At 42.6% G+C, this 25,279-nt stretch carries 21 protein-coding genes and 2 pseudogenes; 19 read left to right on the forward strand and 4 right to left on the reverse strand.

Annotated features, from left to right (window positions below; translation table 11 throughout):
* Window positions 1-185 precede the first annotated feature (185 nt).
* Window positions 186-1,343, forward strand: coding sequence for an FAD-dependent urate hydroxylase HpxO (hpxO, locus tag WFH18_RS06290; protein ID WP_004280252.1), 1,158 nt, complete (start codon window positions 186-188; stop codon window positions 1,341-1,343).
* 76 nt (window positions 1,344-1,419) lie between these two features.
* Here hpxO and WFH18_RS06295 read toward each other — a convergent pair whose 3' ends face one another.
* Window positions 1,420-2,343, reverse strand: a complete 924-nt coding sequence (locus tag WFH18_RS06295; protein WP_004280251.1) for a LysR family transcriptional regulator — start codon at window positions 2,341-2,343, stop codon at window positions 1,420-1,422.
* A 278-nt stretch (window positions 2,344-2,621) separates the two neighbouring features.
* On the opposite strand from WFH18_RS06295, the gene WFH18_RS06300 reads away from it, so the two are divergent.
* The 10 genes and pseudogenes from WFH18_RS06300 (at window position 2,622) to WFH18_RS06345 (ending at window position 15,774) form a co-directional block, all read left to right on the forward strand.
* Window positions 2,622-3,677, forward strand: coding sequence for an aromatic ring-hydroxylating oxygenase subunit alpha (locus WFH18_RS06300; RefSeq protein ID WP_004280250.1), 1,056 nt, complete (start codon window positions 2,622-2,624; stop codon window positions 3,675-3,677).
* 716 nt (window positions 3,678-4,393) lie between these two features.
* Window positions 4,394-5,494: a BMP family ABC transporter substrate-binding protein gene (locus WFH18_RS06305; protein WP_005100402.1), complete on the forward strand. Its 1,101-nt coding sequence runs from the start codon at window positions 4,394-4,396 to the stop codon at window positions 5,492-5,494.
* 119 nt (window positions 5,495-5,613) lie between these two features.
* On the forward strand, window positions 5,614-7,215 hold the full coding sequence (locus tag WFH18_RS06310; protein WP_004729773.1) for an ABC transporter ATP-binding protein: 1,602 nt from the start codon (window positions 5,614-5,616) through the stop codon (window positions 7,213-7,215).
* A 41-nt stretch (window positions 7,216-7,256) separates the two neighbouring features.
* Window positions 7,257-8,354 carry an ABC transporter permease gene (locus tag WFH18_RS06315; protein WP_004280247.1) on the forward strand — a complete coding sequence of 366 codons (1,098 nt, stop codon included), beginning with the start codon at window positions 7,257-7,259 and terminating at the stop codon, window positions 8,352-8,354.
* Window positions 8,355-8,387: 33 nt separating this feature from the next.
* Window positions 8,388-9,308 (forward strand): ABC transporter permease, encoded by a 921-nt coding sequence (locus WFH18_RS06320; RefSeq protein WP_005100406.1) that lies wholly within the window; start codon window positions 8,388-8,390, stop codon window positions 9,306-9,308.
* A gap of 43 nt (window positions 9,309-9,351) precedes the next feature.
* Window positions 9,352-10,725 carry an amidohydrolase family protein gene (locus WFH18_RS06325; RefSeq protein ID WP_005100407.1) on the forward strand — a complete coding sequence of 458 codons (1,374 nt, stop codon included), beginning with the start codon at window positions 9,352-9,354 and terminating at the stop codon, window positions 10,723-10,725.
* A gap of 188 nt (window positions 10,726-10,913) precedes the next feature.
* Window positions 10,914-11,985, forward strand: a pseudogene (locus WFH18_RS06330) (DUF4010 domain-containing protein); the annotation flags it as partial.
* 105 nt (window positions 11,986-12,090) lie between these two features.
* Entirely contained in the window at window positions 12,091-13,776 is a 1,686-nt protein-coding gene (locus WFH18_RS06335) for a phosphoethanolamine transferase (RefSeq protein ID WP_005100412.1), read from the forward strand.
* A gap of 1 nt (window position 13,777) precedes the next feature.
* Window positions 13,778-14,449 carry a response regulator transcription factor gene (locus WFH18_RS06340; protein ID WP_005100414.1) on the forward strand — a complete coding sequence of 224 codons (672 nt, stop codon included), beginning with the start codon at window positions 13,778-13,780 and terminating at the stop codon, window positions 14,447-14,449.
* Between the two features lie 5 nt (window positions 14,450-14,454).
* Complete coding sequence (locus tag WFH18_RS06345) at window positions 14,455-15,774, forward strand: sensor histidine kinase (protein ID WP_005100417.1); 1,320 nt, start codon at window positions 14,455-14,457, stop codon at window positions 15,772-15,774.
* Between the two features lie 27 nt (window positions 15,775-15,801).
* Here WFH18_RS06345 and WFH18_RS06350 read toward each other — a convergent pair whose 3' ends face one another.
* A complete protein-coding gene (locus tag WFH18_RS06350) occupies window positions 15,802-16,512 on the reverse strand; it encodes a phosphatase PAP2 family protein (protein ID WP_005100420.1) in 711 nt (236 codons plus the stop codon).
* 39 nt (window positions 16,513-16,551) lie between these two features.
* Window positions 16,552-16,938, reverse strand: coding sequence for a diacylglycerol kinase (locus WFH18_RS06355; protein ID WP_004729795.1), 387 nt, complete (start codon window positions 16,936-16,938; stop codon window positions 16,552-16,554).
* 186 nt (window positions 16,939-17,124) lie between these two features.
* On the opposite strand from WFH18_RS06355, the gene WFH18_RS06360 reads away from it, so the two are divergent.
* The 8 genes from WFH18_RS06360 to WFH18_RS06395 all read left to right on the forward strand — a co-directional run bounded on the left by WFH18_RS06360 (window position 17,125) and on the right by WFH18_RS06395 (window position 25,052).
* The gene (locus tag WFH18_RS06360; protein ID WP_004729797.1) at window positions 17,125-17,466 is read left to right on the forward strand and encodes a thermostable hemolysin; all 342 of its coding nucleotides are present in this window, start codon (window positions 17,125-17,127) and stop codon (window positions 17,464-17,466) included.
* Window positions 17,444-17,761, forward strand: a complete 318-nt coding sequence (locus tag WFH18_RS06365; RefSeq protein ID WP_005100422.1) for a thermostable hemolysin — start codon at window positions 17,444-17,446, stop codon at window positions 17,759-17,761. Before WFH18_RS06360 ends, WFH18_RS06365 begins: the two co-directional genes overlap by 23 nt.
* A gap of 107 nt (window positions 17,762-17,868) precedes the next feature.
* Window positions 17,869-20,991, forward strand: coding sequence for an ATP-binding protein (locus tag WFH18_RS06370; protein WP_442892461.1), 3,123 nt, complete (start codon window positions 17,869-17,871; stop codon window positions 20,989-20,991).
* 24 nt (window positions 20,992-21,015) lie between these two features.
* Window positions 21,016-21,648 carry a condensin complex protein MksE gene (locus WFH18_RS06375; RefSeq protein ID WP_004676008.1) on the forward strand — a complete coding sequence of 211 codons (633 nt, stop codon included), beginning with the start codon at window positions 21,016-21,018 and terminating at the stop codon, window positions 21,646-21,648.
* Window positions 21,645-22,889 carry a hypothetical protein gene (locus WFH18_RS06380; protein ID WP_005100615.1) on the forward strand — a complete coding sequence of 415 codons (1,245 nt, stop codon included), beginning with the start codon at window positions 21,645-21,647 and terminating at the stop codon, window positions 22,887-22,889. Before WFH18_RS06375 ends, WFH18_RS06380 begins: the two co-directional genes overlap by 4 nt.
* 149 nt (window positions 22,890-23,038) lie before the next feature.
* On the forward strand, window positions 23,039-23,746 hold the full coding sequence (locus WFH18_RS06385) for a DUF7281 domain-containing protein (protein WP_227518671.1): 708 nt from the start codon (window positions 23,039-23,041) through the stop codon (window positions 23,744-23,746).
* Between the two features lie 179 nt (window positions 23,747-23,925).
* Complete coding sequence (locus WFH18_RS06390) at window positions 23,926-24,492, forward strand: recombinase family protein (protein ID WP_005237480.1); 567 nt, start codon at window positions 23,926-23,928, stop codon at window positions 24,490-24,492.
* A 332-nt stretch (window positions 24,493-24,824) separates the two neighbouring features.
* Window positions 24,825-25,052 (forward strand): hypothetical protein, encoded by a 228-nt coding sequence (locus tag WFH18_RS06395; RefSeq protein ID WP_004812234.1) that lies wholly within the window; start codon window positions 24,825-24,827, stop codon window positions 25,050-25,052.
* 132 nt (window positions 25,053-25,184) lie between these two features.
* Here the strand turns inward: WFH18_RS06395 and WFH18_RS06400 are convergent.
* Window positions 25,185-25,279, reverse strand: a pseudogene (locus WFH18_RS06400) (IS5/IS1182 family transposase); the annotation flags it as partial.

Here is a 25,279-nt window from a genome sequence, read left to right on the forward strand (position 1 = left end):
TCATATGAATATGCACTTTTATAAATACAAATTTAGGTCTTCTGCCTTTATAAAAACAGGACATTGAAGGAATTTAAAAGCACAGCGTGTGCCAACTCTTGCTATTTTTTTAGTGCATTTTTTTCAGGATGGCACGTTTTTAGCATTTTAGCTGGCAATGAAGATGAAATAGCCAGGAGGAATAGATGGAGATTGCAATTATTGGGGCAGGCATGGGCGGATTAACCACAGGAATTGCACTAAAAAAGTTCGGACATCGGGTCACCATCTATGAGCAGGCAGAACAGATTTTACCTGTCGGTGCTGCAATTTCCTTGTGGTCAAACGGGGTGAAGTGTTTGAACTATCTGGGCTTAACTGAACAGGTAGCAAAGTTAGGTGGCCAGATGAATGACTTAGCCTATATCGATGGTTTGAATGGCGAGGTCATGACGCAGTTTAGTTTGGCGCCGTTAATTGAAGAAGTCGGTCAACGTCCATATCCGGTATCGCGTGCTGAATTACAAAATATGTTAATGGATGCGTTTGGCCGGCAGGATATTCAGCTCGGTAAAAGAATGGTGTCTATTGAGGATAAGGGGCAACACGTTGAAATCGGTTTTCAGGATGGCAGCACTGTTTCTGCAGCATTATTGATTGGCGCAGATGGTACCCATTCCATGACGCGTCAGTATGTATTGGGCAAACAGGTTGAACGCCGTTATGCTGGCTATGTGAACTGGAACGGACTGGTTGAGATCTCTGAAGATTTAGCGCCCGCACAGCAGTGGACCACTTTTGTCGGTGAAGGCAAACGCGCTTCACTGATGCCTGTGGCAGAGCATCGCTTTTATTTCTTCTTTGATGTGCCATTGCCCGCAGGTCTGGAGAATCAACGTTCGGAATATAAGATCTTATTAAAGCAATATTTCTCTGGCTGGTGCTCCCAGGTTCAATGCCTGATTGACAGTATTGATGAGCAGAAAACCAATCGTGTCGAAATCCATGATATTGAGCCTTTTAACCAGTTTTATAAGGGCCGTGTGGTAATTTTAGGGGATGCGGCACATAGCACCACACCGGATATCGGGCAGGGAGGTTGCCAGGCAATGGAAGATGCGATCTATCTGGCACGTGCCTTACAAATTAATACGCTAGGTCTGGAAGATGCCCTGAAACGTTATCAGAATAAACGCAATGAACGCGCCAATGAATTGCTGCTACGTGCACGTAAGCGTTGTGATGTCACGCATATGAAAGATGAGCAAATTACCAAAGACTGGTATGCAGACCTACGGAAAGAACAAGGCCCACATATTATGAAAGGCATTATTAGCAATATTGTGGGTAATCCATTGGATTAAGTCTAATTAATAGCATCACATATCGAGAAACCGCGATTTTAGCCATCGCGGTTTTTGTTATTTAAGTATGAAAATACTACAGTTGCTGCACCTTGCTTTTTAAGGTTTCCATTTGTTCAATCATATGTTTAATCATCAACTGGGAAACGCGTGAAATTTGGCGTTTAGGCGCCACACACAAGGCAATGGTCAGCGGATGCAGCCCTTTTTCAGAGATAGGTTTAAAGACCACTTCATCTCGCTCGACATACGGTAAAACATCGAGATAACTAAAAATTCCAATCCCGGAATTCGCCTTAATGAGAGTATTCATCAGGCGTATATCATTCGATTCCGTTTTACGTGCAGGTATAAATTGATGATGTTTATACAATGCCTGTACATAATCATGAATAATCAGGGGTTCGGCCGGAATAAAATGGTTGTCATTCAAGGTATCTGAAAAATAAATCTTTTCTGCTTGAGCAAGAGGGTGTGATTTACCCATCACAAAACCTAAAGGTAGTTCCAGAAAATGGAGGACTTCAATATGTTGATGGGATTTCGGATTCAGGATCAGGCCAAAATCCAGATCTGCCTCAATCACTTTTTTGGCTACGATTTCACTGTCTGCGACCCGGATATTAAAATTAATCCAGGGATAATTTTCATACATATATTGCACGGACTGCATGACAAAACCATCATTTAAGGCAGAAATTAAACCAAATTCGATGGTCCCACGCGTAAGCCCCTGAATTTCATCAAAGCGAATCCGGGTTTGCTGGAATTCTTTTTGCCATTTTATAACATCGGCATAGAGTAATTCGCCCGCCAGTGTCAGTTTTAAACCATTGGGCAAGCGCTCAAATAACATAATTCCCAGTTCTTCTTCAGCGAGAGCAATTTGCCGATGTACTGCAGACACGGAAATGAATAATTGATCTGCGGCCTTGCGTAAACTTCCCGTTTTCGCCACCGCGATAAAATATTCTGAAAATCGGGAAAAAGGCGTATTCATCAATTTAGTCAAGCAAGTACCACCGTTTATTTATATCAATATTTGAGATAAACGTGTTTATGCGAGTTTTATGCCAAAGAAGGTAGCTTTAATCGGCAAGTACATTTGTACATGGTTGATGTGTTCTAATTTTAAGAATGAATAGTACGAATCATTCTAATAGACAGAATAACAATAAATTCAGTAATTTCAATTAGAAGCAAAGCCAAAATTGCACAGTTCTGCACTGTTCAAGGCCTGTAAAAAGAGACCATCCATAGTAAGAATATAGGTTTGATATGAACGCAATTCCAGTCATCAATTTATTCAACAAACCCTGCTATAGCCAGTTTGATGATCAGGACTGGGACATTCTGGCTCGTCACTGGTATCCGGTGGCACGGATTCAGGACGTTTCTACCCAACCGCAACAAGTGACCCTGCTTGATGTCAAACTGGCATTGTACAAAACAGAAAGTGGCGATATTCATCTGGTCCGTGATCTCTGTCCACACCGGGGTGTACCCTTAACCAAAGGCTGGGTTTCGGGTGAAAACCTGGTCTGTCCTTATCATGGTCTACACTACAATGGCCAGGGTAAATGTATCAAAATTCCTGCACAACCCGAGCTGACCAACATTTCTGAGCGTTTTTCTCTGACTAAATTTCCAGTGGTGGAAAAATATGGCTTGATCTGGACCAGTATTTTTGGCCGTGACGAAGCAAAAGCCAATTTCCCTGTTTTAGATACCTGGGAGATGCCAGATCATCAGGCAATTTTACCGCCGTTTGTGGATATTGCCGGTTCAAGTGGCCGTCAACTGGAAGGCTTTATTGATGTTGCACATTTTGCTTGGGTTCATCAGGGTTCTTTCGCAGATCCTGAAAATCAGGTTGTACCCAAATACACGACAGAACGTACAGATTACGGCCTGCATACCGAATATGTCAGCAGTGTCAGCAACTATCCACATGGTATGCAAGATTTGGCACCGGAAGGTTTTTTGTGGAAACGTGTATTTGATGTTTATCCACCGTTTTCTGCAGTACTGACTGTACATTTCCCCAAGCAGGGACAATTAAAAATTCTCAATGCCTGTTGTCCGGTTTCACATAATAAAACCCGTTTATTTGTGCCACTGACACGCAACTTCGATACCACAGGAGATTTACAGGCAGTATATGACTTCAATGCACAAATTTTTGCCGAAGATCAGGACATGGTAGAAAGCCAGAAACCTGAAGAATTACCGCTCGATATTTCCATGGAAGCGCATTTTGAAGCAGATCGCTCTTCAACGACCTATCGTCGAATCTTAGCCGAGTGGGGATTAAGTAAACGTTATGTTGTCTAATATATTTTAAAATTTAAAAATATGGATTAAACTTTAAATAGAAACCCTATATTTTAATATAGTGGTTTTTATTTATATTTTTTAAATGATCAAAATATTATTCATACCCGCTTACTCTTTAATTAAAATTGATTAATATTATCAAAATTTGGAAATTAAAATAAATCAATCCAGGCAAACCCCGATTAGCTGATTCCAACATCTTTCAATGATGAGAGAAAATAAAAATACCTGTAGAACATCATCCTTTCGGCGTATTACAAGCTAAACCTAACTATAAAAAAACTATTAATATATTTAAATATTAATGATTTATATCTAAAAAAATCCCATTCCCTCAATGAGTCTCAATACCTGATTCTATCATCTACATTTATCTTTGCTCATGAAAAATATGAAGCTCCAATTAAAAAAGGAATGCACAAATTTAAAGCGTTTTATTTTATTGCACTACTAATAAGCAATAATAAAAATAAATCATTTTATTAAATTAAATTTTATATCAACTACAAGCTTAGTATTTATTGCTTTAATACCATTACTTTTTAATTAAATCATAAAAACAAAAATATCTTATTTTAAAACCCTATTTCTATTATTTTTATAAAAACTGGAATGCTTATTGCTAATTATATCTTGAACAGACTGAGCACATTTGCGTGAAGTCATTTTAAAGCATGTGTTGCATGACACAGAACAACCAAGAGCAGAATAGAATGAAAGAAAAAAATAGCTTGAAAACCGGATTGAAAAAATTGGTAGGGGTATTAATGGCAAGTGGTGTAATGGGCATGGCCGCTGTCGCCAATGTTCAGGCCCAAGATAAAGCCGCATTTGTTTATATTGGCCCAACCAGCGACCATGGCTGGACCTATTCTCACGATCAGGGCCGGATTAAGGCTGAAAAAACCCTCGCAGGAAAATATAAAACCTCTTATATCGAAAATGTCCCTGAAACAGCAGATGCCGAACGTGTGATCCGTAACCTGGCACAACAAGGCAATAAAGTCATTTTTGCAACCTCGTTCGGTTATATGAATGCGATGGAAAAAGTATCCAAGCAATTTCCAAATACAGTATTTATGCATGCAACCGGTTATAAGCAGGGGAAAAATTTAGGAGTGTATGATGTCCGTACCTATGAAGGCGCTTATATGCTGGGTGTGGTCGCAGGGCAAAAAACCAAAAATAATGTTTTGGGTGTAGTTGCGTCTTTTCCGATTCCTGAAGTCATCCGTAATATCAATGCCTATACCCTCGGTGCACAAAGTGTAAATCCAAAAATTAAAACCAAAGTCATTTGGGTGAATTCATGGTTTAACCCGGGCAAAGAACGTGATGCAGCCTTGGCATTGATTGCTCAAGGTGCAGATGTGCTGATGCAAAATACCGATTCTCCGGCAGTGGTACAGGCGGCTGAACAAAAAGGTGTCTTTGCTTTTGGCTGGGACTCTGACATGAGCAAATTTGGCCCTAAAGCGCATCTTGCCGCATCGGTTTTACATTGGGAAAAAATCTACACTCCAGTAATGACGCAAGTCAGCAATAAAACCTGGAAACCCAGTGCAATGTGGTATGGCGTGAAACAAAAAGCAGTCGATATTGAAAGCTTTGGTCCTTCCGTGTCGGCAGCCTCTAAAGCAAAAGCGCTCAGCGTACGTGATGGCATTTTAAAAGGCACACTGCATCCATTTACCGGCCCGATTCATAAACAGGATGGTACATTGGTCTTGGCAAAAGGCAAGCGCCTAGATGATGCGGCACTAAGTAAAATGAATTACTACGTGAAGGGCGTAGAGGGTTCATTACCGAAATAAAGCTTTGCCATTTTGCAATTAAAAATCTTTAAACACTTTGATGTACTTTTCTGCATCCATTTGCATGCCTGACAACCATCGATGGATGCTGAATTGCTACGGCATGGAATAGGGCACTGATGATGACCTCTCAACACGATAGATCTGCTCATGCGCAAGAGTTGAATGCACGTTCTTCTTCAGGTGTACCGCGTTTACAGCTCATCAATATCTGTAAAAGTTACAATTCATTGAAAGCGAATGACCAGATACATTTAACCGTTCAACCCGGACAGATTCACGCCATCTTGGGTGAAAATGGCGCCGGAAAAAGTACCCTGATGAAAATCATTTATGGGGCAACCCAGGCCAATCAGGGACAAATGCTCTGGAACGGTAAAGAAGTCAAAATTGACAATCCGTCGATGGCGAGAAAACTGGGTATTGGCATGGTCTATCAGCATTTCTCTTTATTTGAAACCTTGACCGTGGTGGAAAATATTTTGCTGGGACTGGATGAAAAGATTCATTTAAAAGTCCTGAGCCAAAAAATTATTGAAGTTTCAGAACAATATGGTTTACCCATTGATCCACGCCGCGAAGTACATTCTTTATCGGTAGGTGAGCGGCAACGTGTCGAAATTATTCGCTGCCTTTTGCAAAATCCCGCTTTAATCATTTTAGATGAACCGACTTCAGTATTGACACCACAAGCGGTACGGCAACTGTTTAAAACTTTACGGTTATTGGCCTCCCAAGGCGTTTCAATTTTATATATCAGTCATAAATTACACGAGATCAAAGAACTCTGTGATGAAGCGACCATCTTACGCAATGGCCGTGTCACCGGAAATGTTAATCCCAAAGACAACAGTACCAGTGATTTAGCACGCTTAATGATTGGCCGTGATTTACCGACCTATGTACGCCCTGAATATACAGGTGAAAAACAGATATTATTCCAGGTTGAGAATCTCAATTACCAGTCCGACGACCCATTTGGTGTGTCGCTGAAAAATATCAATTTAAATATTTTTGCCGGTGAAATTGTAGGAATTGCCGGGATTTCTGGCAATGGGCAAGCAGAATTACTGTCTTTATTGTCGGGTGAAAATAGCCTGAAACATGGCCGGATGGTTCTGGATCAAATCGATATTTCCCGATTCAGTTCTGGACAACGGCGTGATTTGGGCCTGGGCTTTGTCCCTGAAGAACGTCTGGGCCGAGGAGCAGTCCCGAACATGACACTGTCCCAGAATGCCTTGCTGACCGCATTTCGGCAGAACCTGACGCAATGGGGATTAATCAAGTTTGCACAATGTAAGCTTTTTGCCGAGCACTGTATTGAAAAATTCGGGGTGAAAGCCAGTGGCCCAGAGGCAGAAGCACGTTCCTTGTCCGGTGGAAATCTACAAAAATTTATTGTCGGCCGGGAAATTTTGCAAAACCCGAAATTCCTGATTGTGGCTCAACCGACCTGGGGCGTTGATGTGGGCGCGTCCATGTTTATCCGGCAAACCCTGATCGATCTCTCTCGACAAGGTGTTGCCATTTTGGTGATTTCAGAAGAATTAGAAGAGCTGTTTGAAATCAGTGATCGTCTCTGTGTCTTGGCCAATGGTGAACTATCTCCAGCGATACCTACTCATGAAACCAATACTGAAAATGTTGGAATCTTGATGTCAGGCATTCCAGGCCATGACACTGCCATCATAGTAGAGGAGCAGCAAGCTCATGCTTAATATAACAAAAAAACAAATATACAGGTTGAGAGGAGAGCGACATGCATTTACTGGAACCGCGTGAACATCCCTCTCAAATCATGAAGTGGCTTTCACCGCTCATTGCGCTGCTAGCCATGCTGATTGTCGGTAGTATTCTGTTTTTAATGTTGGGGATTAATCCCGCGCAAGCCATGTACATCTTCTTTATTGAACCGCTGACATCGTCTTATGGTTGGAGTGAACTGGCAGTCAAAGCCGGACCTCTGATTCTGATTGCCTTGGGGCTGACGGTCGGATTTCGAGCCAAATTATTCAATATCGGTGCTGAAGGTCAGCTCACCATGGGCGCGATTTTTGGCGGTGGTATTGCGATTTTATTTCATGATCACATCGGCTGGTGGATTCTCCCGTTAATGATCGTTATGGGCGCACTTGGTGGGGCACTCTGGGGTGCAATTCCTGCCTTACTGAAAACCCATTTTAATGCTGAAGAAACCCTGACCACCCTGATGATGAATTATGTCGCAGTATGTGTGTTGCTATACCTGGTCAATGGTCCCTGGCGTGATCCGGAAGGGATGAACTTCCCTCAATCGGTGGTTTTTAGTGAGAGTGCGACGCTGCCATTTATTGTAGAAGGCACACGCATTAATACCTCTATTTTTGTCACTTTTTTTGCAGTCCTTCTGTTCTGGGTTTTTATGCGTAAAAGTCTGACGGCCTATAAACTGGAAGTCAGCGGTCAGGCACCTTTAGCTGCCAAATACGCAGGTTTTTCTTCCTCCAAAGCGATCTGGATGAGTCTGGTGATTTCCGGAATGATGGCAGGTATTGCCGGAATCTGTGAAGTGGCTGGACCTATTGGTCAGCTGAATCCGAACCTGTCCCCAGGTTATGGCTATGCAGCGATTATCGTGGCGTATTTAGGTCGTCTCAATCCAATCGGCATTGTGCTGTCAGGCTGTTTTATGGCGTTGATTTATCTTGGCGGTGAAATGGCACAAATGCAGCTACAGCTTCCGGTCGCGATTACCGGTATTTTCCAGGGCCTGCTGTTGTTTTTCCTGTTGGCTTCCGATGCATTGATTGAAAACCGTTACCGTTTTAGCAAAAAAATGGCGTCACCTGTCCCTCAGCCCACAGCAACCACCCTTTAACCCAATGTTGTCTACAGCAAAAGGAAGCATGATATGGCTTTAGAAATAACTGCAATTCTTGCAGGTACTGTTGCGGCAGCAACACCCCTGATTTTCGCAGGTCTGGGGGAATTGATCACACAGCGGACTGGTGTGATTAATCTTGGAGTAGAAGGGATGATGCTGGTCGGTGCAATTGCAGGTTTTGCTTTTGCTGCGCAATATGATGCCAGTGTATTAAGTGCCTTATTGATGGGTGGTCTGGCAGGCATGCTGATGGCCCTGATTTTTGCCTTTTTTACCTTGTCTTTAAGTACCAATCAATCCGCGTGCGGTTTGGCTTTAACCATTTTTGGACTCGGTATCTCTGCATTTTTGGGACAGAACTACGTCAGTATGGCTTTACCGGGTCTGGCTAATTTTAATATTCCACTATTAGCGGATATTCCAGTATTGGGTCCGATTTTGTTCCAGCAAAACTATGTGGTGTATTTGTCGATTTTGGCATTTTTTGCCGTTTGGCTGGTGCTGGCCAAAACCCGTTTGGGCTTATTGCTTAAAGCAGTTGGAGAATCACCGGAAAGTGCGCACGCCATGGGTTATCACGTGTTGGCGATTCGTTATGGCGCAGTACTATTTGGCGGTTTGATGGCAGGAGTTGGCGGAGCATTTCTATCAACCGTCTATACCCCGATGTGGATTGAAAATATGGTCGCAGGCCGCGGCTGGATTGCCATTGCACTGGTAGTATTTGCGGTGTGGAAACCAACACGTTTAATGCTCGGCGCTTACCTGTTTGGGGGCGTAACCATTTTGCAATTTCACGCCCAGGCGCTTGGAATCAAGGTTCCGAACGAGCTGCTTGCCGCATTGCCCTATATAGCCACCATTGTGGTACTGGTCATGATTTCACGGAATAAAAAAGTACTCAAAATGAATTTGCCATCTTCTTTAGGCAAAACCTTCGTGCCATAACCGCAGCCATTCATCATAAATAGAATAGATTTGAGTATAAATCATGAAAATTTTAACAGCTTCCTATGTCCTTACCATGAATGCGCAGAATGAATGTATTAAAAATGGCGCGATACTGATTGAGGGCGACCAAATAAAAGCAGTGGGTACATTGGCACAGTTAACTCAATGCTATCCAGAGGTGCTCATTGAAGATTACCCACAAAAGATCCTGATGCCGGGCTTGATCAATACCCATTGTCATTCCGGTTTATTGCGTGGTACGGCTGAAGGATTACCGGTTTGGGATTGGTTACAGCAGTATATTGACCCGATGCACCGGGTGTTGACACCAGAGGATGCGAAAATCGCCTCCTATTTATGTTATGCCGAGGCACTATTGTCGGGAACGACCACCATCGTTGATATGTGGCGTTATATGGACGGAAGTGCTGAAGCTGCGCAAGCATTGGGAATTCGTGCCGTTCTCGTACCCTATGTCGCAGAGCATCCGGATCACAATTATTTTGAAACCTTAAAAAGTAATGAGGCTTTAATCAACCGTTGGCATCAGCAGGCGAATGGACGTATTCAGGTTTGGGTAGGTTTAGAGCACCTGTTTTATGCTGAAGCTTCAGCATTAAGCCGTATTGAGAAACTTTGTCAGGATTATCAAACCGGTTTTCATACTCATAGCAATGAAAGCCAATTTGATGTACAGGAAAACCTGCGCCGTTCAGGTATTCGCCCAATTGAGAGTCTGCAAAAACTGGGCTTGCTAGATCTGCCTAAAACTTTGTTGGCACATTGCGTCTGGACAGATGCAAATGAAATTCAGATTTTAAGGCGACATGCGGTAGGGGTTGCGCACAATCCTATTTCCAACATGAAGTTGGCTTCCGGTGCAGCGCCTGTCGTTGAAATGCTACGTCAAGGCGTTGCGGTGGGTTTGGGTACTGACGGAGAAAAAGAAAACAATAACCTGGATCTATTTGAAGAAATGAAAACGGCATCATTGCTGGCCAAATTTTCTTCGCTGGATGCGGCCGCCCTGGATGCCTGGTCAGTCTGTCAAATGGCTACGATTACAGGAGCTAAAGCCTTGGGTATGCAAGATGAAATTGGTTCATTGGAAGTCGGCAAACAGGCCGACCTGATTGCGGTGAAACTGGATACACCGCGGATGATGCCGTTGATTGATCATAGAAAATTATTTAATTTGCATACCAATTTAGTCCATGCAGTTCAAGGCCAAGATGTCGTGATGACGATGGTGGCGGGACAGACTGTGGTTAAAAATGGCCGTTTGATCAATGCCGATTTACACGCTCTAATTGATCAAGTGAATCAGGCGGCGCCACGCTTGTTTGAACGTCGTGATCAGTGGTTTGCAAAGCAGGGGCAAACGGTGAATGAATTACAGCGGGAAGAATTTTAAGATTTACGTGGGGGTTGAGGTTATTCATTGATAGTGGGGTGACCTCAGACGCCTTTCTAACGAATGATTTAAATGAAATTAAACAGAGTGAATAGACTGATATTTTCTAATCTTTAGATGAGTTTCATTCACTTCTAAATTGCATCTAATAAGCTATAAAACCATTCTTTGAATTTACCCCTTTGCATCTCTATATTGGGGTGATAGGAGCTGTAGCGGTCAGCCTGTTCTGTGTGTATAGCCTGTTTCAACAAAAACAAGATATTGGATCTACCACTGAACTGGCTTTTTTGATGACTTATATCATTGGCGCTATTTGTGTGTGGAATATCCCACTGGCTGCAGGGATGGCGGTTCTACTCACGATTATCCTGATGGGCAAACAGACATTGCATCAATTTGCCGGAAAAACGATCCAAAGCTATGAGTTAAGAGATGGCTTACTTTTATTGGCTTTGATATTGATTGCGTTGCCGGTCATGCCCAATAAGCCCTTGTGGGGCGCCGTACTGAATCCCTATATCATCCTTAAACTACTCATTTTAATCTTGATTGTGCAGTCCATGGCACATGTGGCAAAACGAATCCTATCCAATGATAAGGCTCTCATTTTATCTGCCTTAGCCTCGGGATTTGTCTCCAGTACGGCCACGATTGCCAGTTTGGGCATGCAAGTCCGATCCGGGCGGGCCAGTGCAAAATTAAATGCAGGCGCCGGATTGATCTCCTGTATTGCCACCTTATTACAGCTCTTGCTGATTGTTCTGGGAGTGAGCGTAGAGTGGTTCAAGTTCCTGCTGATTCCGAGTTTGGTGGGGGATCGGAATTTTATGTATTGCAGCCGGATTCTTGATTTATCGAACTCCCCAAGCGGACAACAGTACGACCATCAATGAAATACAAGAAATTGATAGCCGAATGTTCAGTATCAAAGAAGCGGTGATTATTGCGGTCAGTTTGACCTTAATCCAGGCTGGGATTTACGGCGCGAATCTTTTACTGGGAGATAGCGGCTTAATCTTAGGTACTTTTTTAGCCTCTTTATTTGAAGTGCATGCTGCTGTAGCAGGTGTAGTGATACAGGGAAATCCTCATAACCTGACTTTAATTTATGCTGTCATGATTGGACTTGCGGCACATGCGGTGTCTAAAAGTATCAATTCTTTTGTGACTGGGGGATGGAAGTTTTTTCTGTATTTTGCGCCTAGCCAAATTCTACATATGTTAGGACTTATCTTTATTCTTCTGAGTTTGAAATAAAAGGGAGCTGGTTTGCATATATTATAAAATGATCCAGTCATTTTAAGCCATTTTTAAGTTTCAGATTCTAGGCTAAAGCATCTTAAAGTCTTTGAGCCACGGATCATGCTGAAGCTGTTTTCCCATTCGTCTTTTTTTAGTCAGCGACCTAAAAAGTCGATTAGTCTTTCAGGCTTCAATATGTTGCTCGCTATTTGGCTAGGACTGATCTTAAACTTTGCTTTCTATCAGAAAATTCATGAATTTACGCCTTATGCCAATCTGAAAGCAGGTCTGTTACTGGCCGCCACGGCATTGATCATCATTGCCTTTTACAACTTGGTATTACAGTGGCTGAACTGGAAATGGAACGCCAAAATACTGGCCAGTGTCCTGATCATTCTGGGTGGTTTTAGTGCTTATTTTGTCAATAGTCTGGGGGTCGTTATTACGCCTGACCAGATCCAGAATATGCTGCAAACTGATGCCCGTGAAGTCCGTGATCTTTGGTCAATGCGACTGATCATCTGGACACTGGGATTTGTAATATTTCCACTCGGCATCGTCTGGATGCTTCAAATTCAGCCTACATCGACTGGGCATCAGCTGGTGCATAAAAGCCTGAGCAGTGTAGTCTCACTCGGACTGATTCTAGGTTTATTGTTCTGCTTCTATGTCGACTATGCAGCCATCTTCAGAGAGCACCGTGATCTGAAGGGAATGCTTTCTCCACAAAATAGCATCGCGTCCACCTTATCCTATTATAAAAAGAAAGCACCTAAAGCGAATTTAGCTTTGGTGGCTTTTGGCGAAGATGCTCATCTGTTACAGCAGGCCCAAATGCAGGAGCATCCTAAATTAATGGTGCTAGTTGTTGGAGAAACTGCACGTGCCGAGAGTTTTGCTTTAAATGGCTATGCGCGCAATACCAATCCTGAACTGAGCAAGTTAGCGGTGATTAATTTTAGTCAAGTCAGTTCCTGTGGCACAGCAACTGCCGTTTCAGTCCCGTGTATGTTTTCGGGCATGTCACGTGAAACCTATGATGAACAGCTCGCCAGCCACCGAGAAGGTTTGCTGGATATTGCCCAGCGCGCCGGATATCAGGTGACCTGGATTGATAATAACTCAGGCTGTAAAGGTGCCTGTGACCGGGTACAAAAGTATCAGATTCCGGCACAACTGAAACAGAAGTGGTGTGATGCTGGTGGTGAATGTTTTGATGAAATTCTGGTAGATAGCCTGAAAGATTATCTGGCGCATCTGGATAAAAATAACCCGAAACCGCAGTTAATTGTACTGCATCAGATGGGCAGTCATGGGCCGGCATATTTCAAGCGTTCCAAAGCGCCGTATCAGCCATTTCAGCCGACCTGTAATAGCAATGCCATTCAGGGCTGTAGTACAGAAGAATTAAAAAATAGCTATGATAATTCGATTGTATATACAGACCATGTCCTTGCTCAAATCATTGAAACTTTAAAGCAGCAGACTCAATATCAGACCGGTTTCTGGTACCTGTCTGATCATGGAGAATCCACCGGAGAGCATGGTTTATACCTGCATGGTGCTCCTTATAGCATGGCGCCCACTCAGCAAACCCATGTCCCGATGCTGATGTGGTTCTCCGATGCCTGGAAGCAGCAGAATATCCAGCAGATCAGCTGTCTCAAAGGACAGACCAACCAAGCCCGTAGTCAGGATCATCTTTTCCCCAGCTTATTAAGCTTGCTGGATATAAAAACGCAAGTGATTGAAGCTAAAAATGATATGCTTGCACAATGCTCACCATTATTAAAGAACAGAGCTTGAAATGCATAAAATACTAATTATTGAAGACGACTTTATGATTGCCGAGTCGACTGAAACATTGCTCAAGCTGCATCAGTTTGATGTGCATTGGGTCAATAATGGGATTGAGGGTTTAAAACAGTTACAGCAGCAGGTCTACGATATTGTCCTGCTCGATTTAGGCTTGCCGATGATGGATGGCATGCTGGTGCTAAAAAATATCCGGCAGAAGTTTCCGAATTTACCGGTGCTGATTATCTCCGCCCGGGATCAGTTACAAAACCGGGTAGATGGGCTGAATCAGGGAGCAGATGACTATTTAATCAAGCCTTATGAATTTGACGAGTTGCTGGCCCGTATTCATGCCTTAATACGCCGTAGTGGTTTAAAAAATACCGGGATAGATACGAATAAGAAATTATCACACGGGAGTTTGGAACTAGATCTAGAGCAGCATATCGCTCTGTTTAATGGACAGGCTATAGAATTATCCAACCGGGAATGGTCCATCTTAATGGCCATGTTAAATCATCCGAATAAAATTTTTTCTAAAAATGATTTAGAAGACAAGCTTTATGACTTTGACAGTGATGTCAGCAGTAATACGGTGGAAGTCTATATCCATCATCTGCGGGCAAAATTAGGAAAAGACTTCATCCGTACCATACGTGGGCTAGGATATCGTTTAGGATGAGCGCCATGCAGAAACGTTATTCCTTGCAAAAACGTCTGGTTATTTATATTTCACTGTTTAGCGTGGTATTGGGCTGTGTGCTGATCTTTGCAGCATACCGAATTGCGCTCGAAGAAATTAATGAAGTACTGGATAAACAGATGCAAAGTCTGGCAGAGCGCATTGCAGAAAATCATCCACAACCTTTACAAAGCCAAATTGATCTAGCCAAACAATACAGTGAAGAAGATTTATTTGTAGATATCTGGTCCTATACAGATACAGCCACTTCTTTGCATCCGCAGGATGTTCTGGTGGCGCCGGTCAAGAAAGCAGGTTTCTACAAGCATCAAACGCCGTATGGAACCTGGTTAACTTATATTATTCCTGGTAAGCAATTACAGATTCAGGTGAGCCAGCAGCAAAATGTCCGGCAGGAACTGGCTCTGGAGCTGGCAGCCAATATGTTTCTTCCTTATGTGCTTTTTTTACCTTTTGCATTATTCGGTTTAGGCTGGATGATCCGGAAAAATTTTCAGCCCCTTAATGATTTTAAAACTGAATTGGCCAGCCGCAAGGCACAAGACTTAAAGCCAATTGCAATGAAAGATTATCCCTTAGAGCTGGAACCGACCATTCAGGAAATGAATTATTTGTTTGGTCGCATTTCTCTGGCCCAACAGGAACAACGTCAATTTGTAGCAGATTCTGCCCATGAATTACGCACGCCACTGACGGCTTTGAATTTACAGGTACAAATTTTGCTACAGCAGTTTCCGCAGAGCGAGTCTATCCATAATTTGAGCCAAGGCATTTTGCGTATGCAGCATCTGGTCAACCAGTTATTAAGTCTGGCCAAACAGGATGTGACCGAAGGTTTAAGCGAACCTGTTCAATTGCTATCACTGAATCAAATGACAGTCACCTGTATCGAAGAGCTGATTCAACTGGCGCTACAGAAAGACATTGATTTGGGCGTAGAACAGCAACAGGAACTGCAGATTCAGGGCCAGGCTTCAGCTTTGCACTCGATTATTTATAATTTAATTGATAATGCAATTAAATACAGTCCGAAGGATGGCGTGATTAATGTATCTATTTTCCAGCAAGGCCGGCAGGCGGTTTTACAAATTGAAGACAGTGGGGCAGGGATAGATCCTGCTCAATTCAATCAGATCCGGCAACGCTTCTACCGGATACATAACCATGCAGAAATTGGCAGCGGTTTGGGTTTATCCATTGTAGATAAAGCCACCGAGCGCTTGGGTGGAACACTAGAATTTTCTCGAAGTACCAATCTGAGTGGCCTTTGTGTACAGGTCAAGCTTCCTTTAATCGAAGCCTAAGCGAATAAGCTTCTGGTTTTTTTGGAGTTAAGGTTGCCTGATACTAGAGAGTATAGGAGTGGTCTTTTCTATGGGTAGTTTATGGCTAAACAGCGTATAGCCAATGACATTCATGCACCAGATAATCCAGCCAGTCCATAAATTATGACTCAGGAAATGTGCTCCGCGCATCATTTGTGCCCAGCCCATGGTCAACCCTAAAATTACTGCAGCGATCAGAAGAAAATAAGCACGCTTGCGGTTAGAAATGCGATAAACAAAATAACCAGCCATCAACGCAAAACCACTAGATGCATGCCCTCCAGGAAAACAGTGGCCCGCAGTAGCACTAAAATCCCACAAAATCCCGTTATGGGTAGGTATGGTCATATCCCAGGGACAGGCATGGGCCGACTGAGATTTTAAAATTCCGATCGAGGCCGTGGTCAGCACTACCATGCTAAAAAAATAGCCAAATTCCCAGCGCCGTATATGCCAGTTTTGCCATTTCAGTGATGCCAGCCAGCCCAGCAATAATGTGATATACACCAGAATCAGCAGGTCTTTCACATAGCGATGATTGAGTTCTGCCAGTGCCCATTGTTGTCGAAGGGGAAATTGACCCTGATCATCGATAAATGGATAGATGAGCTGTAAGTCCAGCACTCCTCCAATGTCAAAGAAGTTGAGAAGAATCAAAAAACTGAAGATTAAAAGTAAAGTTTGGGTCAGTAAAAACCGGGAACGGTCAGTGATCATTTTTAAGTTGTCCATTTCAGGCAGTAGCAAGAGCAGAGGTCAAATCAAATGACCAGCCAAAATGATGCCCCAGGTCAGAGCAATTAAACTGAGTGCTACAAACTGAGCCGCACTGCCCATATCCTTGGCATTTTTAGACAGTTCATGCCGTTCCATGGAAATACGGTCTACCACTGCCTCTATCGCTGAGTTAATCAGTTCAATGATCAACGCCAGTAGGCATACGGCGACCATCAGCGCTTGCTCAGCTGGACTAACCGGCATCCAAAAACTTAGAGGAATCAAAATAAGGTTGATCAGCAGAATTTGCCGGAAGGCAGCCTCATTTTGAAAGGCGGTTTTAAAACCAGCCAGGGAATAACGGGTCGCATTAAAAATACGCTGCGTTCCTGAGGTGCCTTTATAAGGTGAGCGGTAGGAAGACATAGAACAGTTTCAGTTAACAAGAGATAGGATTAACTTAAATTTTCAATCTTAAAATGTTCTTAAAAAACCGGCCGTTCTCTGGATTTTTTATACACACAGCTTTTACATTCTTTTGCACAAAATTAAGAATTTTTTAAGTTTGGACTTCTATCTTGAGTAGCAAGTTAATTTCGTGGTGTGAGCCAAATGATCAAGTTCAGTTTTGATCCTTATTTATCTAGTCAGATTCACTTTCTAAATACATATTTCAAGCAGCCTGAATATAAAAAACAAATCCATCACAATAAATTTTTAGTACAAGTACCTCCGGCGTATCCGGTAATTTCAGCACAGGATCAATCGCTACATTTGACGGTCAAAACTGTAGAACAAAGCGAGACACCTGAACGCCGTAGCCTGGAACATTTTATTCAGGAAAAATATCAGCAAGTCCATCAGGCCACTGTATCGAGCTTCTCTTCGACCCTGTTTGCCGGTTATCACGGTGCCGAGATGCAGGTGGTGAATGCAGCATTTAAATCAATTTAATGCCTTTCTGGAACAGTATCTCGATGAACCAATTGAAAATATTCTTGGCAAGCTCAGCCAGACCACGGTCAGCCGAGACAAAGTAGTAGAAATTGGCAATCTGGCAGCACTAGATATGGACAAAGCCAAACTGATGGTGGCCTTTCTGGTTTTTCATCTCTCGCAGCAACACATCGAATGGGCAGTATGTACCGGAACAACTGCAGTACGTTATGTGTTGCAACAGATGGGATTACGTTTTCATGTGCTTGAAAAGGCTGATCCGCAAGTCCTAGGAGATGCACAGCACCTGTGAGGCAGCTATTACCAGCAGAAACCTTATGTGCTGGCGATTGATAAAGAAACCTTCGTGATTTATGCAACCGCTATTCACTGTCTGGAAGCAAACAACAGCTAAAATTCCTGAGCAATCTGACCCAGGTAACGATTAACCAGAACAATGTTGTCTCAAACTTCAAAACCATGTTAATTGAAGCGTATTTGGACAACGAGAAAATCAAAACAAAACCAACCTCTACCGCAGATTGGTTAGCAACCATCAATGATGTGAAAGCCCTACAAAGCCTTCAATCGGAAAAGCAGAAGATTATCTCTGGCATTCAGTTAAAGAATGCGGTCTTAGCCTCCTTTAATGCGCTTCATGCACACCTGTTGGTACTCCGGGACCATGTGGTGAACTACGAGCAGCAGATCAGTTCGATAGAGCATGAAATCTATGCGGTAAAGAACAAAGGGAATGAGACAGTCCGTAACCTGAATAACCAGATTGTACAAGTCAAAGAGCTGATTGCAGTAAAAGAAAAGTCTGCAGGTAACTTTAAACAGGCAATTCATGATATTGAAGTTGCGGAAAGACGTTATCAAGACATGAATATTTCCGTCATGGAACAGGAATATAAGAAACGTGCGCACTACTTCAACGAGATTGAAGAAGCGAAGAAATACAAACAGTTTTTGACTGAAAGCTACGAAAATATCAACCGCGAGTACGACAAGCATTCAGCAGATTTGCTTCGTGAAAAAATGGCATCCAGTGAAGCCCTTAATGCTGAATCTAACGAGGTTCAGGAGGCAATCAACCAGTTGCGAAACCGCTTTGATCTCAAGGTGAAAGAGCTTGAGCGCAAACAGGCTGAACAGCTCCAAATTCTTGATCAAGAAATTTCCAGTGAACGTCAAAGGCTTCTGGATATCCAGTCAGCAGCTATGGAGCGCATGCACCAATCAACACTGTTTACGGATGAAGAAAACCTACAGCTACAGCGCCTCAAGTTGGCTTATGAAGTCAAAGAGAATACCTTGTCTGCAAAGTCTGACGAATTGAAAGCGGCTCAAAACAAGCTTAAACAACTTAATTTTGATCAAAACAAGGCGCAGTATGATCTTAATGGATTAAAAGCCAAGCTTGAGAAAGCCAAGCAGTCAGAAGAGAATCTGCGTACAACCCTGTTCCAGAAAGACACCTTGCTACGGTTCCTGAATGATGCACCGAATGAAGATGTGGACTGGCGTACTACCATTGCGAAGGTCATCAATCCTGAGCTTTTCTTCAAAACCAACCTGAACCCTGTCTGGCAAACTGGCGTGAATGCCAATGCGCTAAGCCTCTATGGTCTTGAAATAGACCTGAACAAGTTGGAGATTCCAGGGGAAGCCGACAGTCTTGAGCAACTACAAATACGTCTGAAAGATGCCGAGATTTACACGGCTTCTTTGGTTGAGCAGTACGACAAGCAATCGCATCTGGCTCAGTCCATCCATAGAGAGATCAACGAGACCAATATTGCAGTTGTTAAACTCGAAAATGAGTTAAATACCCTGCAAAACGAGAAGCAGCAAGCCCGACAGGTTTATGACCAGACTGAGAAAGAGCTGAAAGCGAAGAAGGCAGAAGCTACACGTATTGAGCAAGAAGCTGTAAATAGAGCGAAATACGAGCTGCAAACTTTCAACAATCAGATTGAGCCGAAGAAACGTGGTGAGCTTCGATCAGCCAACATGCTTGAAAAAAATGGCTTAAAGGAGAGCTATGATGCGTCCTATGCAGACTTGCGTATCAAGCTTGACCTGATTGCCACAAAGGAAAAGCAGCTAGAGAGCAGCTATCAAGCCAAGATGGATGATTTGACCAACCTGTATCACAGCAAACTGCGTGAGCAAGGCGTGGATGAAAATATCCTGAAACAGGCAGAAATGAAGATCAAGGCTGCGATTGCACAGCACACCAAAGTCAAAGGCTATGAAAGCATTTTGGCTGAGTACGATATGTGGAAGAAAAACCACTATCAGTACAAGCAGAACCATATCGAGGACATGAACCAAGCTCTGAAACTTGTATCTGAATACAGCCACAATCTTTCCAAACTGGAAAGTGAGCTTGAACAAGTCCGAACCTCCCTTCGTACAAGAGTGGACAATCTTGAAGCGAGTGCACAAGATTTCAGGGAGAAAATCAAAAAGCTGGATAAACAGGGGCGTGAAATCGAAAACCTGTTCGATGAAGATATCCTATTGGTAGAGGTAGATCGACCTGAGTTTTTAAGCTTCGACAGCTTCTCTCGTGATCTGGGTACGTTGGCTGATACACAGAAGAAACAGATTTATCAATTACGCTTGCAGACAAACGCTTCTAAGGCATTACTGCGCAAATATGAAGCCTTCTCTCTGTTCAAGCTGTTTGAGGAAAAGATGGAGAGTATGGGGACTACCAGTGAAACCATGAACACCATTAACTCCATGTCTACCATCGAAAGCATCATGGACTACGACTTGCCGAAAAAGCATGATGCAGTCACAAACATTTTCCGTAATAAATCGGCTCAGTTGCGTAACTATATTCAGGAAATCCTTAATCTAAATAAGCGTTTAAAGAGCGTATCTACGGAACTGTCTGGCTACCTGAACCGTAGCAACAAGTTCAAGGCATTCACTGACTTCTCAATGAATCTGGAAAGTGTGCTGAATGACAAGAACACCCTAGATCAGCTCAATCAGTTTGTTTTGCAGTGTGAGGACTATCAATCCTTTGAAAACATGCAAAGCAGCTCCATTCCGAGCGAGGATTTCATTCGTTGCTGTGAATACACCTTAAAGGCAATTGAAAGCACCAAAGGACATACTGATGATATCCGCTCTATGGTACGTCTGAAAATGAGCGTGATGAACAATGGTCGTCTTGCCGAGCTGCGTACTGACAACGACTTTACCAGTGCAGGGAGTACAGGAACGTCACGTATTCTGGTGCTGATCATGTTCCTCGCATTGTCACGGAAGTTATGCCCTGATAACTCGACCTACATCCATATCCCGCTTGACGAGATTGGCAACTTTGATGCGATCAACACCAATTTGCTGTTCGACATGATGGACCATAACAAAATCTATCTGGTCTGTGCTCAACCGGAAAACTCAACCTCTAACCACAAGTTTAAGAATCTCTACATTGTTGGAGCCAATGGTGTCAGCACTGTTGTTCCACTGGAAATCGAAGGCGATAACCCATTGCTTGCAGCAGAACCAGTCTAATAGGGAAAAAGTGGAGAATTTTAAATGGCTGATAAACGATTAACAAAAGTAGCGACCAAATTATTAGAAGGTTATCTAATTGACCAGTGGAGTGATTTTGAGAACTTTGAGTTTTTGAATGATGTCGAATTTTTAGATCAACTAAACAACCATATTAGTTTTCTAGGCAAAAAGTGTATTCAGACACCGTGCGGTGGTGGGTATTTCCTGATTTACCTTGATATTGAAAGTGACCCTGAGATCAAAAAGGTCATCACCAAACAGTTTGAGGAAAACGTCAGCAAAATGGAGCCACTTGTGGACTGGCTGCGACTGTTCAGAAAGGCAGGGGGGCGCAATGAACCTCTGATTGGAGGCGACAGAATTACGTCTGGTGAAATCCTGGTTGAAGTGGAGAAGTCCAAGCATGTCCAAAAAGGGCTAAAAGAACTCTCTGCAAAGTTGGGTAAGACCGCAAGCACAGTGAAAGACCAGATCAACGGTGTTATTCAGTTTTTGGTACAGCGCGAATATTTAGTGCCGGTTGGGGTTGTGGGTACTGAGTTTTTGGCAACTTCACGTTGGTCGATTTTCTACGATGAAGCTGAGTACCTTGCCGAACACAATGCGATTGATATCACTCAAACAGATGATGTGGAGCAGGGCGAGTTACTATGATCGACTTCGTGAATCCGGCTGAACGTGGGGCGAAGGTTTTCTCTGCAAACATTGATGCTATTGCCGAAGCAATCATGTTTACCAGTTCGTCTATTCAGGTCAATGAATCAAACAAATCCTTGATTGATAATTTGCTGTCTTGCGATCTTGGGTATCTGGATGCAGAAAAAAACACGCTGCATCTAAGAAACTTCGTCATTGAGTTTGTGAATTTCTATAAAAACAGAAAGAAACGCAACATTTCCGCACCCGACATTAGCGGTCTGATTGATCGTATCAAAACGGTGAGTACCGACTATGCCTTGTCAAAAGTCGAGGACCCGGAAAGTGCCGAAGTATTAAAGGTTGAAGCAAGTGACCTGATTATTGAGCTTTCAAACAATATCAGCGAGAACATGACCAATTTTGCCGATCAGTGCTTTGAGTATCTGTCGCTGTTCAACAACTACGACATGAAAATGCGTAAGGCTGAACAAAGCTTAAAGACTGCCAAAATGCTAATTACGGCACTGGAAATCCTTTCACCAAATACGATGGATGAATTGGCGGTAGGTGATGCAGACTTGCAGAGAGTGATCTCCAAACGTCTCAAGCCAAGCGTGTTTGAAGCCATTGAAGAAATGAACCACAGCCATCACCGACTGGACAAGCAACTCTTTGAATGGAAAAAGGACATAAAAACCCAGGAGCGAATCAATCTGATTGATGCGCTGCACCGTCATTTTGCCAACAACCGGACGCTGAATGCCGATATTGATTTCAACAAGGCACCTGATAGCTTCCGTCGTGTACCACTTATCAAGCTGAAAGCTCGTGCCGATATCTACCTTGAGGATTTTGAGAACACTTTATCTGCGGTAGCTCAGACAGCCAATCAGAAGCGTGTTAAAAAAGATGGTCCAGTTGTTGAAAAAAAACGCCCACCGGTAGAGAAGGCAACGCATACGATAGTGAAGGCAGTCTCACCTCTGGATAAAGCTGCATTTTTCTTCTTTGACGCTTTTGGCAGTCCGGCAATCAATGAAATATCAGCAAAGAACGCCTACATACGCCTAGAGCCTGGATGCAAATTTGAATACTGGATTAGTCGCCTCCTGTATGAGTTTGAACTCAACCACTCAAACCATCTTGAGTTGCAGTTAGTGGGTGAAACGGATGCTAAATATAATGGCAACTACTACATTTCAGATATCGTGTTTCGTCGCAAAGACAGCAACGGAAAGGTGATGCAATGCGCTTAGGGCAAAGAGAACTCTCAATCATTCAGACGGTTTTACAGCTTAAAACCAGAGTGGTGAAGCTTAACAAGACATGGACAATGCTGAACAAAGACATGCAGATCGGCAGCATCATCAAACGTGAGCTGCATCTAAGTGAATCAGATCTTGATGTGCTTCGGGTTCTGTACGGAAAGCATGTAAAAACGGAGCCAGAGGTAACGTATGACTCCAATGCAGACCGAATATCGCTTGCTGATCATCGTATAGATGAAAAGTCTGGCAATGCCAGCGTTTTCGGTGAGCAGCTTTGGTTTGCTGCGATCAATGCACAACTACCGTTAAAGTCCGGTGAGATGCACATTGCACATCCTGGCGTGACAACAGCCGTGTCCTTAGAGCATCTTGCAGTAGAAAAAATCAGGAAGCTGATCATTATTGAGAATGGCACTATGCTTGTACGGATTTCGGACTGGTATCAGCAAGTTCCACTCGAATGGCAAGACAGCCTATTCCTTTACAGGGGGCATGGTAAGAACTGCCGGTCAGTCAATCAGTTGCTTGAAGTTCTGCCAGAAGAATGTCCGGTAGCGGTGTATACCGATTTCGACCTGTATGGGTTGAATATCGCCAATAATTTCAACCTGATCAGACCAGTCTCTGTGATGGTTCCCCAATGTTGGCAAAGCATTAAAGAACAACACCCTGATAACAACTTCTATAAGTATGTAGACCAGTCAGAGTACATTTCGGATTTGTCGGAAACCGAAGGCATGTCGGAGCCGATGAAAGCGATCTTGAAGCATGTGAACTTCAATAAAGTTGCAGTTATGCAAGAGAACGTGAACCGGCTTGGTCCATTGGTGTGTATAGCAATTTAAGGGCACTGTTGCAAAAGTTCAAGGTGTTACTTTAGACTACACCCTAAAGTTACAATCTGAAAGTTCATGAAATTATGTATCATTTAAATGATTTTTAATCATAAGTAACATGTAACTTTAGTATTAAAGATTTATAATTTACGAAATTGTTCATTTTTATCCAATTGGGGCGTGAAAAAGTGAAAGGCCAAAAAGTAGGGTATGTCCGGGTAAGTTCTGTCGAGCAAAACACTGGACGTCAACTTGAAGGAATTGAGGTCGACCGGATTTTTGTTGACCGTGCTTCAGGTAAAAATACTGACCGATCTAAATTTCAGGAAATGTTGAACTATGTTCGGGAAGGGGACAGGGTGATTGTACATTCAATGGATCGTTTTGCGCGAAGCCTAAAAGATTTGGTCACTGAAGTAGATAAACTGGTCAAACGAGGGATCGCCATCCAGTTTGTAAAAGAAAATATTACTTTTACAGCCGAATCCACCCCGATGGATAATTTGATGCTTCAAATGATGGGTGCTTTTGCACAGTTCGAACGTGAGATCATTTTAGAGCGGCAAAAGGAAGGAATAAAACTCGCCTCTGCTCAGGGGAAGTACAAAGGTCGGGTGCATAAACTAAAGCCTGACCAAGCTGAAGCTTTACGACAAGCATGGAAGGAGGGGAAGTATCCATCGAAAATGGCATTAGGGAAAGCTTTTGGGATTAGTCGTCAGGCGGTATACCGATATTTACAAGTTAGTGAATAGCTTATTGGGATTAGCAACTAAATTTAGTTTAACTTATAAAAATCATGAAACACTGTTCGAATTTTAAGCGTGAAACATGAATAATCAATAAAAAGCCGCTCTGGTGCCTTACTTCCTAGAGCGGCTTAATCTAATATACTGAAATTTAATGATAAATATAAAGTGTTTCGTATAAGGTGTATTATGTTATTTTTAGAAAAACTTAACTTAAATAGATAAATCTAATATATTATCTTTCTCACAATTTCATAAATATCAATTATCTAATAAGCTTTAAATCCTCTTGCTAAGTCTGTATGGTGTTTTATCAGAAAGATACTATAGAGGGTAATATGCATAGTTTTTCTGTAAAAGAATTGGATCAGTTGATTGAAAATGATCTAAAGGAAAAGAAAAAATCCAGTAAGTTATTGATTGGATATAAACTATTTAATGATCTAATGAATGACCCTAAATTTTATGCAGAAGTGACAGATTCAGCCCTGAGTGCCACAAAACGAAAATATAAGAACCTCAAGATCAAGATTACGACGGATAAATATCAACTTCATTTTGAATAAAACATAAAAAAGAGAGCTAGCAGCTCTCTTTTTTATGATAGAAGTGTACTCACTAGTACACTTCTATCATATCCATTTTACATAATGGTCATTATGAATAGTTATTACAATTTCATTAGGGTCTGTTGACATTTACTGTTCATAATTAACCCTATAAAGGTAGCCATAAAAATATACAGGCTAAAGCAACAGAACTTTGATAATTTCTTTTGAGCTTGTCATATCGA

Origin of the sequence: Acinetobacter sp. USHLN143 (assembly GCF_037145695.1) — a bacterium.
GTDB lineage: Bacteria > Pseudomonadota > Gammaproteobacteria > Pseudomonadales > Moraxellaceae > Acinetobacter > Acinetobacter fasciculus.